General features: G+C 73.2%; 16 protein-coding genes. 8 read left to right on the forward strand and 8 right to left on the reverse strand.

What is annotated here, in order from left to right:
• The first annotated feature begins 99 nt into the window (after positions 1-99).
• On the forward strand, positions 100-1113 hold the full coding sequence (locus AB0M46_RS17705; protein ID WP_363337130.1) for a cation diffusion facilitator family transporter: 1014 nt from the start codon (positions 100-102) through the stop codon (positions 1111-1113).
• Here the strand turns inward: AB0M46_RS17705 and AB0M46_RS17710 are convergent.
• Positions 1086-2042 (reverse strand): YafY family protein, encoded by a 957-nt coding sequence (locus tag AB0M46_RS17710; RefSeq protein WP_363337132.1) that lies wholly within the window; start codon positions 2040-2042, stop codon positions 1086-1088. The genes AB0M46_RS17705 and AB0M46_RS17710 overlap by 28 nt on opposite strands.
• A gap of 65 nt (positions 2043-2107) precedes the next feature.
• On the opposite strand from AB0M46_RS17710, the gene AB0M46_RS17715 reads away from it, so the two are divergent.
• Positions 2108-2791 carry an alpha/beta hydrolase gene (locus tag AB0M46_RS17715; RefSeq protein ID WP_363337134.1) on the forward strand — a complete coding sequence of 228 codons (684 nt, stop codon included), beginning with the start codon at positions 2108-2110 and terminating at the stop codon, positions 2789-2791.
• A gap of 10 nt (positions 2792-2801) precedes the next feature.
• Here AB0M46_RS17715 and AB0M46_RS17720 read toward each other — a convergent pair whose 3' ends face one another.
• The 4 genes from AB0M46_RS17720 to AB0M46_RS17735 all read right to left on the reverse strand — a co-directional run bounded on the left by AB0M46_RS17720 (position 2802) and on the right by AB0M46_RS17735 (position 9074).
• Positions 2802-5402: an EAL domain-containing protein gene (locus AB0M46_RS17720; protein ID WP_363337136.1), complete on the reverse strand. Its 2601-nt coding sequence runs from the start codon at positions 5400-5402 to the stop codon at positions 2802-2804.
• A 161-nt stretch (positions 5403-5563) separates the two neighbouring features.
• Positions 5564-7852 (reverse strand): ABC transporter permease, encoded by a 2289-nt coding sequence (locus tag AB0M46_RS17725; protein ID WP_363337138.1) that lies wholly within the window; start codon positions 7850-7852, stop codon positions 5564-5566.
• Positions 7849-8580: an ABC transporter ATP-binding protein gene (locus AB0M46_RS17730; protein WP_363337139.1), complete on the reverse strand. Its 732-nt coding sequence runs from the start codon at positions 8578-8580 to the stop codon at positions 7849-7851. Before AB0M46_RS17730 ends, AB0M46_RS17725 begins: the two co-directional genes overlap by 4 nt.
• A gap of 71 nt (positions 8581-8651) precedes the next feature.
• Complete coding sequence (locus AB0M46_RS17735) at positions 8652-9074, reverse strand: hypothetical protein (protein ID WP_363337141.1); 423 nt, start codon at positions 9072-9074, stop codon at positions 8652-8654.
• 48 nt (positions 9075-9122) lie between these two features.
• Here AB0M46_RS17735 and AB0M46_RS17740 point away from each other — a divergent pair, with 48 nt between their 5' ends.
• Positions 9123-9551, forward strand: coding sequence for a DUF2716 domain-containing protein (locus tag AB0M46_RS17740; RefSeq protein WP_363337143.1), 429 nt, complete (start codon positions 9123-9125; stop codon positions 9549-9551).
• Here AB0M46_RS17740 and AB0M46_RS17745 read toward each other — a convergent pair.
• Positions 9534-9905 (reverse strand): STAS domain-containing protein, encoded by a 372-nt coding sequence (locus tag AB0M46_RS17745; RefSeq protein ID WP_363337145.1) that lies wholly within the window; start codon positions 9903-9905, stop codon positions 9534-9536. The genes AB0M46_RS17740 and AB0M46_RS17745 overlap by 18 nt on opposite strands.
• A gap of 345 nt (positions 9906-10250) precedes the next feature.
• On the opposite strand from AB0M46_RS17745, the gene AB0M46_RS17750 reads away from it, so the two are divergent.
• Genes AB0M46_RS17750 through AB0M46_RS17765 form a run of 4 tightly spaced genes read left to right on the forward strand, consistent with a single transcriptional unit; the run spans position 10251 to position 13897 of the window.
• Complete coding sequence (locus tag AB0M46_RS17750) at positions 10251-11513, forward strand: ABC transporter substrate-binding protein (protein WP_363337147.1); 1263 nt, start codon at positions 10251-10253, stop codon at positions 11511-11513.
• Positions 11510-12496 (forward strand): sugar ABC transporter permease, encoded by a 987-nt coding sequence (locus AB0M46_RS17755; protein WP_363337149.1) that lies wholly within the window; start codon positions 11510-11512, stop codon positions 12494-12496. Before AB0M46_RS17750 ends, AB0M46_RS17755 begins: the two co-directional genes overlap by 4 nt.
• A 4-nt stretch (positions 12497-12500) precedes the next feature.
• Entirely contained in the window at positions 12501-13430 is a 930-nt protein-coding gene (locus AB0M46_RS17760) for a carbohydrate ABC transporter permease (RefSeq protein WP_363337151.1), read from the forward strand.
• A 38-nt stretch (positions 13431-13468) separates the two neighbouring features.
• Entirely contained in the window at positions 13469-13897 is a 429-nt protein-coding gene (locus AB0M46_RS17765) for a GNAT family N-acetyltransferase (RefSeq protein ID WP_363337152.1), read from the forward strand.
• 85 nt (positions 13898-13982) lie between these two features.
• On the opposite strand, the gene AB0M46_RS17770 is transcribed toward AB0M46_RS17765, so the two are convergent.
• Together AB0M46_RS17770 and AB0M46_RS17775 are read right to left on the reverse strand one after the other, a co-directional pair.
• The gene (locus AB0M46_RS17770; protein WP_363337154.1) at positions 13983-14408 is read right to left on the reverse strand and encodes a hypothetical protein; all 426 of its coding nucleotides are present in this window, start codon (positions 14406-14408) and stop codon (positions 13983-13985) included.
• A 216-nt stretch (positions 14409-14624) separates the two neighbouring features.
• Positions 14625-15734: a tetratricopeptide repeat protein gene (locus AB0M46_RS17775; RefSeq protein WP_363337156.1), complete on the reverse strand. Its 1110-nt coding sequence runs from the start codon at positions 15732-15734 to the stop codon at positions 14625-14627.
• 69 nt (positions 15735-15803) lie between these two features.
• Here AB0M46_RS17775 and AB0M46_RS17780 point away from each other — a divergent pair, with 69 nt between their 5' ends.
• The gene (locus tag AB0M46_RS17780; RefSeq protein ID WP_363337158.1) at positions 15804-16016 is read left to right on the forward strand and encodes a hypothetical protein; all 213 of its coding nucleotides are present in this window, start codon (positions 15804-15806) and stop codon (positions 16014-16016) included.
• Positions 16017-16142: the final 126 nt, after the last annotated feature.

The following is a 16142-nucleotide window of genomic DNA, read 5'->3' on the forward strand; positions in this document are numbered from 1 at the left end:
CGCATCGGCGGCCCGGTTGATCTCTTTCGCGGTGTGGACCGGGGAACGGAACCGCGCAGTAGTGCCCGCGGCCTGGTACGCATGGGAGAGTCTTGAAGCGTGAGTGACCACCACGACGAGCACCGCAGCCACCCGCACGACCACCAGGAACACGGGGAACACGGGGAGCACGGGCACCACCACGGGGTGGAGCGCGACGCCGACCGGCGCTGGCTCAGCCTGGCGCTCGGGCTGATCGGCGCCTTCATGGCCGGCGAGGTGGTCGTCGGCCTGCTGGCCCGCTCGCTGGCGCTGCTGTCCGACGCCGCGCACATGCTCACCGACGCCGGGGCGATCGGGCTGGCGCTCGTGGCCATGCGGCTCGCGGCGCGGCCGCCCAAAGGGGGGTACACCTTCGGGCTGAAGCGGGCCGAGATCCTCTCCGCGCAGGCGAACGGGATCACCATGCTCATCCTCGGGGCGGTGCTCGCCGTCGAGGCGGTGCGGCGGCTGATCGAACCGCCGGCCGTCGTCGGGCTGCCGGTGCTGGTCACGGCGATCGCGGGGATCGGGGTCAACCTCGCGGCGGCGTGGGCGATGAGCAAGGCGAACCGGCGCAGCCTCAACGTCGAAGGGGCGTTCCAGCACGTCGTCAACGACCTGTTCGCGTTCATCGCGACGGCGGCGGCCGGGCTGGTCATGGTGCTCACCGGGTTCACCCGGGCCGACCCGATCGCGACGCTGCTGGTGGTGGCGCTCATGGTGCGGGCCGGTGTCGGGCTGGTGCGGGCGTCCGGGCGGATCTTCCTGGAGGCGGCGCCGACCGGGATCGACCCGCCGGCGCTCGGGTCGCGGCTGGCCGGCGTGCCGGACGTGGTCGAGGTGCACGACCTGCACGTCTGGCAGATCACCTCGGGCGAGCCGGCGCTGTCGGCCCACGTGCTGGTGGCCGAGGGGCGCGACTGCCACCGGGTGCGGGCGGCGATCGAGGGGTTGTTGCGCCGGGAGTACCGCATCACGCACTCGACCCTGCAGGTCGACCACGCCACCACCGCGGCGGCGGTCGCGGCCGACGACCGGCACTGCGCCGACGCGCACGGCGAGTCCTACCGGCCGGCCACCCCGCTCAGGTAGCGGGCCAGCGCGGCCACCTCGTCGCGCAGGGCGTCCGGGCGGACGATCTCGAACTCCCAGCCCAGGCCGGCGAGCATCCGGGCCATGCCGTCGAGGTGCTCGGCCCGGCAGGTCAGCCGGGCGCGGTCCCCGGCCGGCTCGACGGCGCCGACGGTGGCCGGGATGCGGCGGCGGACCTCGGCGGCGCCGGCCCGCAGCAGGACCTCGACCTCGTGCCGGTACGGCACCGCGGCCAGCCCCGCCACGACGTGCCCGACCGGGTCGAAGGACTCCGGCGGGGGCTCGAAGCGGTCCTGACCCAGCGCGACGGTCCCGATGCGGTCCAGCCGCAGCGTGCGGGGCTCGCCGCGGAGGTGGTCGAGGCCGGTGGTGTACCAGCGGCCGGCGTGCAAGACGAGGCCGTAGGGGTCGAAGGCGCGCGCGGTCTCCTCGCCGCGCCACGAGCGGTACGACAGCGTCACCCGCCGCCGGTCCCGCGCCGCCTCGCCGAGGGTGAGCAGGTGCCGGGCCTCGACCGCGACCGGCTCCTTCGGCGGCTGGGTGAAGCCCAGGGTGGCGCGCACCGCCCGGACCCGCTCGCGCAGGGCGTCGGGCAGCACCCGCTCGATCTTGGCCAGCGCCGTCTCCCGGGCGGGCGCGGCGATGCCGAGGCCCAGCCGCTCGGCGGCGAGCAGGCCGAGCACCACGGCCACGGCCTCGTCGTCGGCGAGCATCAGCGGCGGCAGCCGGTAGCCGGGGGCGAGGCGGTAGCCGCCGTAGCGTCCGCGGCCGGCTTGCACCGGCAGGCCGAGGCCGGCCAGGGCGGCGGCGTAGCGGCGCACGGTGCGCTGGTCGACGCCGAGCCGCTCGGCCAGCTGCGGGCCGGTCAGCCCGGGCCGGGCCTGGAGCATCTCGAGCAGGGCGAGCACGTTGCCCGTCGACTGTGACACGGGCCACTCCGGATGGGCGCTGCATCAGGACGGATCTCGCCCTGATTCGATCGTAGCGTCGGGGCATGACGAACTTCATCCTGGTGCCGGGCATGTGGCTGGGCGGCTGGGCGTGGGACGCGGTGGCGGAGCCACTGCGCGCGGCCGGGCACGACGTGACCGCGGTGACGCTGGGCGGGCTGGCCGAGCGGCGGGCCGAGGCGGGCGCCGCGACGCTGGAGTCGCACATCGAGGACGTCGTCGCGGCGGCCGGCGACCGGGCGGCGGTGACGCTGGTCGGGCACAGCTACGGCGGGTTCCCGGTGCGGGGCGCGGTCGAGCGGCTGCCCGGCCGGGTCTCCCGCGTGGTGTACGTCGACAGCGGCCCCGTCCCGGACGGCACCCGCCAGGCCGACTTCTCCGACCCGGCCGGCGAGGAGGACGTCGCGCCGCCGTCGTTCGACCCGGCCGACGACCCGGCCCTCTTCGCCGGCCTGGAGGGCAGGTCGGCCTGGATCCGCGAGCGGGCCACCCCGCACCCTTGGGCCACCGTCGCCGAGCCGCTGCGGCTGCGCGCGCCCGAGCAGCCGCCGACCGAGCTGGTGCTCAACACGTTCACCAGGGCGGCGGTCGAGGGGATGATCGCGGCCGGGCACCCGTTCTTCGCCGGGCTGGATCGCCGCGCGTACCGGCTGCACGAGCTGCCCACCGGGCACTGGCCGATGTTCAGCCGCCCGGCCGACCTGGCCGCCCTGCTGGGGGCGCTGTGAACCGGCGTCCTTAGACCGGGGCGAAGGAGCCCTGGGCCAGCAGGGCCGCGAAGCCGGGCTCCGGCACCGGCCGGGAGAAGTGGAAGCCCTGGCCGATCGGGCAGCCCAGGCGGCGCAGCTCGCGCGCCTGGGCGGCGTCCTCGATGCCCTCGGCCACCACCTGCAGGCCCAGCGCCTGCGCCAGGTCGAGGATGGCCCGGGCCAGGGCCGAGTGCTCCGGCCCGCGGGCCACGCCGTCGACGAACGGCTTGGGGATCTTCAGGATGTCGATCGGGAACGCGTGCAGGCGCGACAGCGACGAGTAGCCCGTGCCGAAGTCGTCGACCGCCAGCCGTACGCCCAGCGCCTTGAGCTCGGCGAGGCGGTTCGCGGCGACCTCGGCGTCCTCGCTGAGCAGCGACTCGGTGATCTCCAGGGTCAGCCGGTGCGGCGGCAGGCCGCTGTGCCGGAGGGTCTGCTGGACGTACAGCGTGACGGCCGGGTCCTGCACCTGGCGCGGGGAGAGGTTCACGCTGATGCGCGGCTGCCCCGGCCAGCCCGCGGCGGCCCGGCAGGCGGCGCCGAGCACCTCGTAGCCCAGCGGCAGGATCAGGCCGGTCTCCTCGGCCAGGGCGATGAACCGGTCCGGCGGGATGAGCCCCTTCGCCGGGTGCGGCCAGCGGACCAGCGCCTCGGCGCCGACGATCGCGCCGTCGCACAGGTCGACGAAGGGCTGGTAGTGCACGAGCAGCTCGTGCCGCTCGATAGCGCCGCGCAGGTCCTCGGCCAGGTCGAGCTTCTCCACCAGGCCGGCGTGCATGCTGGTGTCGAAGTAGGCGTAGCGGTTGCGGCCCTGGCGCTTGGCCATGTGCATGGCGACGTCGGCGTTGCGCAGCAGCTCGTCGGCGTCCGGCAGCCGGTCCGGGTCGGGCAGCGCGATGCCGACGCTGGCCCGCGGCTGGATTTCCCGGCCCTCGACGGTCAGCGGCCGGCGCACGGTCGCCAGCACCCGCTCGGCAACGCGGGCCGCCTCGGCGGCGTCGTCGAGCTGCTCCAGCAGCATCGCGAACTCGTCGCCGCCGAGGCGGGCGGCGGTGTCCGCGGAGCGCAGGCAGGAGCGCAGCCGGTCGGCGGTGGTGCGCAGCAGGGCGTCGCCGGCGGCCCGGCCGAGGGAGTCGTTGACGATCTTGAAGTCGTCGAGGTCCACGATGAGGAGGGCGACGTGGCGGTACGGCGTGCCGCGCCGCTGCAGCGCGTGGTGGATCCGGTCGGCGAGCAGGGCCCGGTTGGCCAGGCCGGTCAGTTCGTCGTGGAACGCGCGGTGGGTCAGCTGCTCCTCCAGCGCCTTGCGTTCCGTGATGTCCCGCGTGGTGAACAGATAGCCGCTCTCGTCGCCGTCGTCGACGGCCCGGCCCACGGTCTCGGTGATCACGTACTCGCCGTCGGCCCGCCGCAGCCGGTACTCCACCGGCCCGACCAGCCCGCCCTCGGAGCGGGTGTCGAGCAGGACGGCGGCCCGGTCCCGGTCGTCGGGGTGGACCAGGTCGGTCAGCGGCTTGCCGAGCACGGCCGCCGGCGGCACGCCGAGCAGCGACGCCACCGACGGCGTGACGTACTGCACGACGCCGTCGCGCCGGCAGATCGACAGCAGGTCGGTGACCTGCTCGGTGAGGCGCTGGAAGTGGCCCTCGGCCCGCTGCCGCTGCACCTCGCGCAGCACCTCGACCACGTCGGCCAGGCGGACCAGGACCAGCACGAACAGCACGCAGGAGGCGGTGAGGAACACCGCCAGCTCGGCCGAGGCGGCCGACTTGACCGTGATCACGACCGGGATGAGCAGCGCGGCCACGGCCAGCAGCACGGCCGCCCGGCCGCTGGACAGCCGCGGCCCGGCCGGCGGGAGCCGCTCGTCGACCAGGCGCATGCCCGGATGCAGCGCGGCGCCGCCGATGCCGAGGTAGGAGCCGATCCAGCCGAGGTCGGGCCAGCCGCCGGCGTGGAAGGTGCCGCGCAGCGACTGCCAGGTGAAGACGGCATCGGCGGCGAGCAGGCAGGCGAGGCCGGCGAAGAGGATGCGCAGCGGCGCGCCGCGGGCGCTGCGGCCGCCGCCGAGACGGGCCACGACGGCCAGCACCAGCACGTCGCCGAAGGGGTAGGCGACCGCAATGATGCGTTCGGCGACGGAGATGCCGGGCCGGCTCAGGTACGGCTCGATGAGGAACACCCACGTCAGCAGCGCGGCGCCGACGGTGACGATGGTGCCGTCGATGAGCGCGGCCCGGTCGCCGCCCGGGTTCTGCCGGCGCACCACGATGACCAGGGCGAGGGCCAGGCAGGGGTACAGCGCCAGGTAGAGCACGTCGGCCAGCCCCGGGCCGGGGGCCGGCCGGCCCTCGGCGAGCTGGGGCCAGTAGAACACCCCGTCGCCGGCCGCGTAGCAGGCCAGCCCGGTCGCGACGAGCAGCCACGGCAGGGGCCGGGCGGGCCGGTGCGCGGCCACGCCGAGCAGCACGGCCACGACCGAGGACGCGGCGATCGCGATCCACAGCAGGGTTCGCAGGGGCGAGTCGGGCGTCAGGTAGTAGACGACGCTCAGCGCCACGCCCACGGCGAGGTACGCCCGCAGCAGCACAAGCCCTCGATCGGCCGCGAACGGCGCGTCTTTACCCTTTCCGCGCGTTCACTCCCTCCCGGCCGCCATCCGGGCGGCGGGGGTGCGCAGGGCGAAGGCCGCCGCTCACTCCCGCACCGCCGCCATCCGGGCGGCCGGAGTGCGCAGGGCAACGCCGCCGCTCACTCCCGCACCGCCGCCATCCGGGCGGCCGGAGTGCGCAGGGCGAAGGCCGCCGGGATCAGCGCGGCCAGGAGCGCGACCAGCGCGCAGGCCCCCGCCACGCCGAGGACGCGGTCCCAGGGCACGACGATGATCGCGGCGACGCCCTGGTCGTGCAGGCGCGGGACCATGCCCAGCAGCATGCCGCCCGCCACCAGCCAGGCCAGCGCCGTCCCCGCCGCGGCGCACAGCAGTGCCTCCAGCCCCACCATGGCCAGCGCCTGGCGCGGCGTGGTGCCGGCCAGCCGGAGCACGGCCAGGTCCCGGGCCCGGTCCGCGGTCGCCATGACGAGCGTGTTGGCGATGCCGATCATCGTGTACACCATGGCCATCCCCAGCACCGCCAGCAGCGCGAGGTCGTTCATCCGCCGCTGCTCGGCCTCGAGGCTTGCGAAGTACTGCCGCGGGGTCAGCACCTGACCGGCGATCCCGGTGGCGGGGCCCGGCAGGTAGACCGCGTCGGGGCGGCCGGGCCCGAGCGCCCAGGGCAGCAGGACGGCGTCGTCGAGGTCGGCCGACGGCGCGAGGACGTCCGCCACCGTCAGGCGCACCGGCGTGGAGTCGTCGAGCCAGAAGTCCGCGGTGCCGCCGGGGTGCCAGCCCATCGAGGCGGCCAGGCCGTGCCCGGCGACGACGGTGCCGCCGGCCGGCTCGACGGGCACCTTCATGACGCGGGACAGCCCCGGGCCGGCGAAGACGGCGTCGAACGGCTTGGCGTAGTCGGACTGGTTCACGTACACCACGGAGCGGGCCACCGGCACCCCGCCGGGCGGCACCGACGCGGGCGCCACCAGCACCCCGGCCGCGGTGAGCCGGTCCGCGCCGGCCCGCGCCTGTGCGCCCCACAGCGTCGCCGAGCCGGACAGGGTGCTGGCCGCGATGCCCGCGGTCACCAGGATCGGCGCCACGGTCGCGGCGGTGCGCCGCACGGAGGTGCGGGCCCCGTCGCGGGCCAGGGCGGCGGTCATGCCGGGCAGGAGCCGGCCGAGGAGCCAGGCCATGCCGGGGGCGAGCAGCGGGGCGAAGATCGCCACCCCGGTGATGGCCAGCTGGGCCTCCAGCAGCGTCAGCGCGATCACCGCGACCCCGCCGGACACCGTCAGCACGAGCGTGAGCGCGCCGCCGAGGAACAGCAGGCCGAAGACGAACCGCCCGACGGTCATCACCCGCCGGTCGGCGGTGGCGTCGCGCAGCGCCTCGATCGGGCGGACGCGACCGGCCCGGTGCGCCGCGACGGCCGCGCCGGACAGCGCCACGAGCAGCCCCGCGCCGAACGCGGCCAGCAGCGGCCAGAGCACGAAGCCGGCGGTGAAGCCGCGCGGGGCGAAGCCGGCCCGGGCCAGCGCGTGCGCGAAGGGCGGGGCGGCGAGCAGGCCCACCCCGCAGCCGGCCAGCCCGGCGACCGCCCCGACGACGAGGGCCTCGCCGAGCACCAGCCGGCGCACCTGGCGCGGGGTCGCCCCGGCCGCCCGCAGCAGCGCGAGCTCCCGCCGGCGCTGGGCGACGGCGAAGGCGAAGGTGCTCGCCACCACGAAGACGGCGACGAACGCGGCCAGGCCGGCCGTGGTGCCCATCATCGAGGCGGCGAGGGCGAGCAGGTCGGCGTCCGGGTCCGGCTCGGCGTCGGCCCGGGCGTCGCCGGTGAGCACCCGCGGCCCGTCGCCGACGGCCTTGCGGACCTGGTCCGCGGTCATGCCCCGCACCGCGATCGCGTCGATCCGCCCGCCGCTGAGCTCCTCGGCGGCCTTGTCGGTGAGGTACACGGCGGGCGGCCCGCCGACCGTGCCGGTCACGGTGAAGGCCCGGCCGGCGACGTCGACGCGCTGGCCGGCGCTCGCGCCCGGGCCGGACACCACGGCCTCGTCGTCGCGGGCCGGCCCGGCGCCGGGCAGGTCGTGCAGGGCGGCGGCGGACCAGGGGTGGGCGCCGCCGGGCAGCCAGCGGTCGACGACGGCGCCGGGCAGCTTCGCCGCCAGGTCGGCGGGCAGCGCGCGGCTGCGGTTGGTCGTGGTGGTGCTGGTGTACTCCTCCTTGGTACCGGGTCTGACCACCACCGCGATGCTGTTGTTCCCGGCCACCACCACGTCGGCGCGCTCGTACCAGGCCGGATGCCGCGTTCTTCCGACGCTGGAGGCGAGGGTGAGCCCGGTCGTGGCCAGCAGCGCCACGCCGAGCCCGACGGCGATGAAGACCCCGGCGAACGAGGCCCAGCGCGCGCGGACCGTCCGCAGCGCGATGCCCGTCATCATCGGCCCGCGCCCGTCGTCTCCAGGCCGGTCATGCGCTCGGCCACGGCCTGCGGGGTCGGCGCGGCCATCTCCCCGGCGACCTGCCCGTCGGCCAGGAACACCACCCGGTCCGCGTGCGCGGCGGCGACCGGGTCGTGGGTGACCATCACGACGGTCTGGCCCTGGTCGTCCACCATGGAACGCAGCAGGCCGAGCACCTCCCGGCCGGTGCGCGAGTCGAGTGCCCCGGTCGGCTCGTCGGCGAAGAGCACGTCGGGCTTGGTGATCACGGCCCGGGCGATGGCGACCCGCTGCTGCTGGCCGCCGGAGAGCTCGGCGGGGCGGTGCCGGGCCCGGTCGGCCAGCCCGACGGCGGCGAGCACGTCGCGCACCTCGCGGCGGGCGGGGCGCCGGCCGGCCAGCCGCAGCGGCAGGGCCACGTTCTGCTCGGCGGTGAGCGAGGACAGCAGGTTGAAGGCCTGGAAGACGAAGCCGATCCGGTCCCGGCGCAGCACGGTCAGCCGGGTCTCGCTCAGCTGGCCGAGGTCGGTGCCGGCCAGCCGCACGGCCCCCTCGGTCGGGCGGTCCAGGCCGGCCGCGACCTGCAGCAGCGTGGACTTGCCGGAGCCGGACGGCCCCATCACGGCGGTGAACGTGCCCCGGGCGAAGCCCAGCGTCACCGTGTCCAGCGCGGTGACGGCGCCGAATCGCTTGGCGACACGGTCGAGTTCGACGACGTGTTCGGTCATACGTCGATCGAACCGCGCGCGACCGGCCCGCCACACGCCCGCGGACCGGTGTCTGGAAGGTAGGGCTGCCCCTACGGATGTACCTGCCACGGCTGCGTCTTGAGGCCGCCGCGGCCGTCGATGCCGGTCTTCATCCGTTCGCTGGTCTCGTGGGAGATGCCGGGCGACTCCCACGACGGCACCTCGACCGCGGAGGCGGTGAAGGTCTTCTCGTCGGTGCCCTTGTAGTCGACCCGGACCACGGCCGTGCCGCCGGCCGTCTCCAGCAGCAGGAAGACGTGCCCGTCCCCCGGCAGCGGCGGGGTGCGCCGGCCGAGGTCGATGCAGCTGGTGACCTCGCCGAAGGGCGACGAGCGGGCGACCAGCCCGCAGGCCTTCGGCTCCTGGTCGGCCAGGAAGCTCGACCGCTGCGGGAAGGTCACCGCGAACGGCAGCCCGCCGCACACCACCAGGGCCGCCCCCGCCGCGCTCAACGCCCACCCGAGTCGATTCATGCGGACATTGTTAGCAGAATCGGCCCCGCCGCCAATATCCTGGGCCGCGTGGCGGCGTGGGAAGAGCTTCCGTTCGACACCTACGACGAGCTGTGGTCGCGCGTGCCGGCCGGCCCGGAGCCGTCGGTCACCTTCGATCTGAGCGGCTTTTTCACCGCGCGGGTGCAGGCCGAGTTCAACGCGGCGGAGCGGGCCGTCAACGACCTGGCGCAGCTGGCGTTCGTGCGGCTGCTGCCGCCGCAGCGGCCGCTGCTGGTGCTCAACCGGGAGCACGCGTCCTTCCGGTTCTGGCCGCACCGCAGCACCGAGCCACTGGACCGGCTGGTGGTGCCCAACGGCGACCACTACGTCGTCGGCACCGAGGACTTCTCCATGGGTACCGCGGGCCACCCCTGGGAGCAGACCCTGCGCGTCTGGGGCGAGCCGCTCCTCGGCGTGCTCGCCCCCATGCTCTCCTGGCTACCGCGGCGCGGGTAGCCCGCCGGCGGGGCCGAGCAGGCCCCCGGAGGGATCGGCCGCGCCCAGCAGCACCTGGACGGGGACGTCCAGGTCGCCGGCGGAGTCGATGGTGGCCAGGATCGCGCCGAGCACCCGCGGGTCGAGCCGGGTGGCGCCACGAAGGTCGATCACGATGGGGTCGGGGCGGTGGTGCAGGAGGGCCTCGACGAGCCGGCGCTGCGCCTGGGCGGCCCAGGAAGCGTCGATCTCGCCGTCGAACTGGACTGCAACGGGGCTGGCGGGGGCGTGCAGAAGGGTGACCGCCCCGCCGCCGGGGACCGGTGAACGCTCGTACGGCACCGTCGCCTCCGAGGTGTCGGCTGGATGTTGCACCGAGGGCCACAGTAACCAACCTCACACCGGTATGTGAACAGCGAACCGCCATCCGGCACGTCGTCGTAGGGCCTTCTGCAGGGTCACCATGGGGCGTGACCTGCGAATCGTCAGACGTCACCGCGAGCGATGCTTCCATTACACCGTGATGGAAGTTCATCCATTCGTCGGATGTAAGTACCCGATCGACGCTCGGTAGCGACCTAAGGTTCAATCACCAACCGGTATGTACGCGCAATACGGTCCAGGACGACATGCGTGCGCCGCCCCGCCACATGGAGTCGCCGCGCCGCGTCCTGAATGCAGATCCCAGCGCCCGCCGCGTGGACCCCTGGAGGATTTGGCGTGTGGAAGGGCCGCTTGGCCATCGTGGCGATCCTGGCCGTCTCACTGCTTGCCGCCCTGTCGATGTTCACGGTGCGCGGCGCGAGCGACGACCAGCTCGAGGTGTACTCCTGGTGGACCGGGCCGGGTGAGGAGGAGGGACTGGCCGCGATGGCCAAGTCCTTCGAGGCGGCCAACCCGGGCGTGCGGTTCGTCAACGCCGCCGTCTCCGGGGGCGCCGGCTCCAACGCCAAGGCGATCCTGGCCAGCCGGCTGCTGGCCAACGACCCGCCCGACTCCTACCAGCGCCACGCCGGCCTGGAACTGCTCGACGACGTGCGCTCGGGCAAGGTCAAGGACCTGAACGACCTGTACCGGCAGCAGGGCTGGGCGAAGGTGTTCCCCAAGGGCCTGGTCGACAACCTCACCATCGAGAACAAGATCTATGCGGTGCCGGTGAACATCCACCGGGCCAATCTCCTGTGGTACAGCCCCAAGGCCCTCAAGGAGCTGGGGATCGCCGCGCCGCCGAAGACCTGGGCGGAGTTCCTGCAGCAGGCCGAGGTCATCAAGGCGAAGGGGAAGACCCCGCTCGCCGTCGGGCCGGAGTGGAGCCAGAAGCACCTGATGGAGACGGTACTGCTCGGGCAGCTCGGCCCGGACAAGTACGAGGACCTCTTCGCCGGCGGCCTGAGCTGGCTCGCCCCGGACGTCGCCGACGCGCTGAACATGTACGCCAAGGTGCTCGCCGAGTCCGACGTGAAGTCCGCCGCCGGGGACTGGCAGCCGCAGCTGGACAAGGTGTTCTCCGGATCGGCCGTGTACACCGTGATGGGCGACTGGTCGTCCTCGTACCTCGAGCAGTCCAAGAAGCTGCAGTTCCGCACCGACTACGACGTGGTCGCCTCGCCGGGCAGCAACGGGGTGTACGACTTCCTCTCGGACTCCTTCACCCTGCCCACCGGCGCCCGGCGGCCCGATCTGGCCCGCAAGTGGCTGATCGAGTGCGGCTCGCCCGACGGGCAGAACCTCTTCAACCCGCTGAAGGGCTCCATCCCGGCGCGCACCGACGCCGACGCCGCCCTCTACAAGGGCTACCTCGAGTGGGCGCTGCAACAGTGGCGCGACCCCAAGACCCGCATCGTCGGCTCGCTGACCCACGGCGTGGTGGCGAACAACGCGTACAACGCGGAGATCGACTCGGCGCTTGGCCTGTTCGTCCAGCACGGCGACGAGGGCAAGTTCGCCCAGACCGTCGAGCGGCAGTTCCGGGAGACGCAGTGAGCGCGCTCGACCAGCACGGCCCCACCTCGCACGTCGCGCGGCACTCCTCCGAGCCGGCCCGCCCGGCCTACGCGCCCAAGCAGCGCAAGCCGCGCAAGCAGCGCGGCCCCCGCTGGCTGCCGGGCCTGGTGCTGGTCTCGCCGTCGCTGATCCTCATCGGCATCTTCGTGTACGGCTTCCTGGGCTGGAACGTGCGGGTGTCGTTCACGAACTGGCGGGGGCTCTCCCCGAAGTACCACTTCGTGGGCCTGGACAACTATGCGGCGCTGCTGCGCGACGAGCGCTTCCGCGCCGACGTGCGCAACCTGGTCGTGTTCACCGTCGTCTTCGTCTGCGGGGCCCTGCTGCTGGGCTTCGTCATGGCGATGCTGCTGGACCGGGGCGTGCGCGGCGAGGGCTTCCTGCGCGGCGTGTACCTGTTCCCGATGGCGATCTCGTTCATCGCCACCGCGATCGTGTGGCGCTGGCTGCTGGACAACGGCGACGGCGCCGACACCGCCGGCATCAACAAGCTCCTGTCCGAGGCCGGGCTGGGCTTCCTGCGCAGCGACTGGCACAAGTCCAACTCGATGTGGGCGATCGCCGCGGTCGCCCTGCCGGCCGGCTGGGCCCTGTCCGGCTACGTGATGGCGCTGTTCCTGGCCGGCATGCGCGGCATCAACGAGACCCTGCGCGAGTCGGCCCGCATGGACGGGGCCAGCGAGCGGCAGATCTTCTGGTACGTCGTGCGCCCCGCCCTGCGCCCGGTGACCTTCAGCGCGCTGCTCATCATGGTGCACATCTCGCTCAAGACGTTCGACCTGCTCTACGCCCTCGACCAGGGCAACCTGCGCATCGACACGCCGTCGCTGTACATGTGGTTCACCACCTTCGACGGCGGCTTCTACGACCGCGGCGCCACCATCGCCACGGTCCTGCTCCTCGGGGTGGCCCTCACGGTCGGCCCCTACGTCTGGTACAGCCTGCGTACGGAACGGCGGTAATCCCATGGTCCGCGCAACCGCCGTCGTGCCACCGCAGAACATGGCCTCGCCGCCGCTGCCGCCGGCACCCCCCGCCGCCGAGACCCCACGCTGGCAGCGTCCCAGCCGCGCCCGCACCGTGGCGCGCTACGTCGTGCTGTGGGCCCTGGCCGCGTTCTTCCTCATGCCGGTCTACGTGCTCGTGGTCACCAGCTTCAAGAACCCGGCCGACGTGAGCGTCACGCGCATCTGGGAGCTGCCGACCAGCTTCTCCTTCGACAACTTCGGCGCCGTGCTGCCCAAGCTGTCGTCGGGCTTCCGCAACTCCCTGGCCCTGTCCATCCCGGCCAGCCTCATCTCGGCCCTGCTGGGCTGCGCCAACGGGTTCGTGCTGTCGAAGTTCCGCTTCCCGCTGTCCAACGTCGTCTTCCCGCTGATCCTGTTCGGGATCTTCGTGCCGTACCAGGCCGTCATCATCCCGGTCTCGCAGACCATGACCGCGGTCGGTCTGCGCGGCGCGGGAGACGCCACCGGGGGCCTGCTCGGCCTGATGCTCATCCACATCATCTACGGCCTGCCGATCACCACCCTGATCTTCCGCAACCACTTCGTCTCGCTCCCCGACCCGTTGCTGGAGTCGGCCCGCCTCGACGGCGCGGGCGTGCTGCGGACCTGGGTGGACCTGGCAGTACCGCTGTCCAAGCCGGCCTTCGCGGTCGCGGTCATCTGGCAGTTCACGTCGTCCTGGAACGACTTCATGTTCGGCGCGATGATGACCAGCCGCGACTCCTGGCCGGTGACCATCGCCCTGAACAACGTGGCCGGCGGCCAGTCCGTCCCCTTCGGCCAGGCCATGGCCGGCGCCCTGCTGGTGAGCCTGCCGACCCTGGCCATCTACGTCCTGCTGGGCCGCTTCTTCATGCGCGGCCTGCTGGCCGGCACCCTGCAGGAATAGCGCCCGCGGTTGGTGGCGGCCGCACTACAGTCGGCCGCATGACCGTCGAGATCCTCCCCGCCCGCGACGTCGACGACGAGCTGGTGGCCGCCTTCGCCCGCCTGCTCCCCCAGCTGTCCCGCTCGGCCGCACCGCTGGACGCCGCCGCCCTGCGGGCGCTGGTCGCGTGGCCCGGCACCCACCTGCTGCTGGCCCGCGTGGACGGCACGATCCAGGGCACCCTGACCCTGGTGACCTTCCCGATCCCGACGGGCCTGCGCGCCTGGATCGAGGACGTGGTGGTCGACGGGTCCGCCCGCGGCCGCGGGGTCGGCGCCGCCCTGACCGAGGAGGCGATCCGCGTCGCCCGCGCGGCCGGCGCCCGCACCGTGGACCTGACGTCCCGCCCCTCCCGCGGGGCGGCCAACCGGCTCTACGAGCGCCTGGGCTTCGAGCGGCGCGACTCCACCGTCTACCGCCTGGCCTGAGACCGTTACGCAATCGGTCACGCACGAATCGCTGGTCGCTGTTGCGGAGCAGCCGAGACGGCGAAGCATTCCGGGTTCCGGGCGATCATGATGCAGGAATGCTCGCCCGCCGCTGGATTGCCGCGCTCCTTGCTGTCGCCGCACTCGCCGCCTGTGCCCCGCAGCCGCCGGCCAAGCCGAACACCGTGGTCGGCGCGCTGCCGAGCGGCAGCGCCGAGAGCTCGCCGAGCCCGTCGCCTTCGCTCTCGCCGTCGCCGAGCCCCGCCACGGTGGTGCCGAGCGTGCCGGAGCTGCCGACCACGGAGCCCGCGGTGCCGGCGCCGGGGAACACGACCACGAAGCCCGCGCCGGGGAACACGACGACGAAGCCGGCGCCGGTGAACACCACCACGAAGCCCGCGCCGGTGAAGACGACCACGAAGCCGCCGGCCGGGCCGGTCGGCAACGTGCATCCCGGGGCGTTCTGCAAGCCGGAGGGGGCGCTGGGGTACACCTCGGCGGGGACGCTCATGCGGTGCACCCTCAAGGCCGGCGAGAAGCAGCCTCGGTGGCGCGCGGCTTAGAGGTCCTAACAAAGTCGCACAACGTGTCGGTACGTGATGATGCAGATGGCGAGACTGAGGAAGGCTTCATGGATGTCGGCAGCAGGATGCCCCGCGGCGAGGCGGAACTCGGTCAGTGGCGGAGGGGTCGCGAACTCGATGCGGTCGCCGGGGCGGAGAGACCTCTAGGCCCGGACGGAGGCGTCAAGGGGGCTACGCGCTGCCAGGGCGGCGAGATCTGTGCGTACGTTGTCCGCTTCGGGCATGTCGAGATCGGTGTAGAGGGCGAGAGCCGCTGCAAAGTGTTCCTGTGCACGGGTGGTGTCGCTGAGTGTGTGGTGGGCGCGGGCGAGACCGCGGTGGGCTCGGGCCTGCTGGTCCCGCGCGCCGGTCTCGGTCGAGATGAACAGGGCGTTGCGGTGGTGAAAGAGGGCGTCGGACGGTCGGCCGGCGTTGTGGACGGCCTCCCCGAGGCCGTTGAGCGCCCACACCTCGCCGTCCCGTTCACCGATCTCACGGAAGAGGGCCAGGGCCTGCCGGTGATGCTCGGCGGCCTCATCGGCCCGGCCCAGGCGGGTATGGAGATCGCCGAGGCTGTGCTTTGCCCATGCCTGGCCGCGGGGGTTGTTCAGTCCGCGATACAGCGCAAGTGTGTGACTGAACTGTTCCTCGGCGGCTTCGTAGCGGCCTAGGAGCTGCTGCGCGGTGCCGAGGTTGTCCCGTGAGGCGGCTTCGCCGATCACGTCGCCGGCCTCGCGAAACAGCGCCAAGGCACGGCCGTGGTACGCGCTGGCTTCCTCGTAGCGGCCCAGCAGTCGTTCGGTGAAGCCCAGGTTGTCGAGCGCGCGAGCTTCGCCGATCACGTCGCCGGCTTTTCGGAACAGCGCCAGAGCCTGTTCGTTGTGCTCGACGGCCACCTGGTAGCGACCAAGCCGTTGCTCGACACTGCCGAGATTGCTCAACGCCCGGGCCTCTCCGATCAGATCGCCGGCCTGACGGTGCAGCAGTACCGATCGTCTGAAGTGGTCGGCCGCCGCTGCATAGCGAGCCAGCCGTGCCTCCGTCACGCCGAGATTGAGCAGCGCCTGGGCCTGCGCGACGTGATCGCCGTTGCGCTCCGCCACGCCGTTGGCGTGCCGGTGGATGACTAGCGCATCGGTGTAGTAGCCGTTGTCGAGATAGCGGAACAGGGTGTTGGACAGCCGTACGGTATGGTCCGGCCACCCGTGGGCAGCGGTGTAGGCCGTGACCGAGGCGAGGGTGAACCGCTCGCTGTCCAGCCACTTGCGGGCCATGTCCGAATCGGCGAACTCGGGGCCAGCGGCTGCACGACGCTGTACGCCGGCGGCGGCGGTACGGCCTCTGTGTGCAAGAGCTGGAACGACCCCGACGGCGACGGCCTGTACTACGGCACGTTCTCGGTGCGCAGCGCATCGAAGCATGTGTATGTCCAAGTCAGCCAGGACGGCTACGTCCACGACCTGACGGGTCCGGGCGGTACCACCAGCGGCGGCTACGTCGACGTGCACAAGCTTCTGCTGCGTGCATGCAACGCCGGCTGCAGCGGCTGGTGGTAACAGCACCGAATGGCTACTCCGCAACGCCTACCTCGGACCCTGGCGCCGCGCGTCGGACATCGACTGCGGCCCGCTCCACCCAGCCCAGGGTGAGACGACCGTAACCCGGCGGTAGGTGTCGCCGAT

The organism is Dactylosporangium sp. NPDC051485 (assembly GCF_040682015.1).
Classification (GTDB): domain Bacteria; phylum Actinomycetota; class Actinomycetes; order Mycobacteriales; family Micromonosporaceae; genus Dactylosporangium.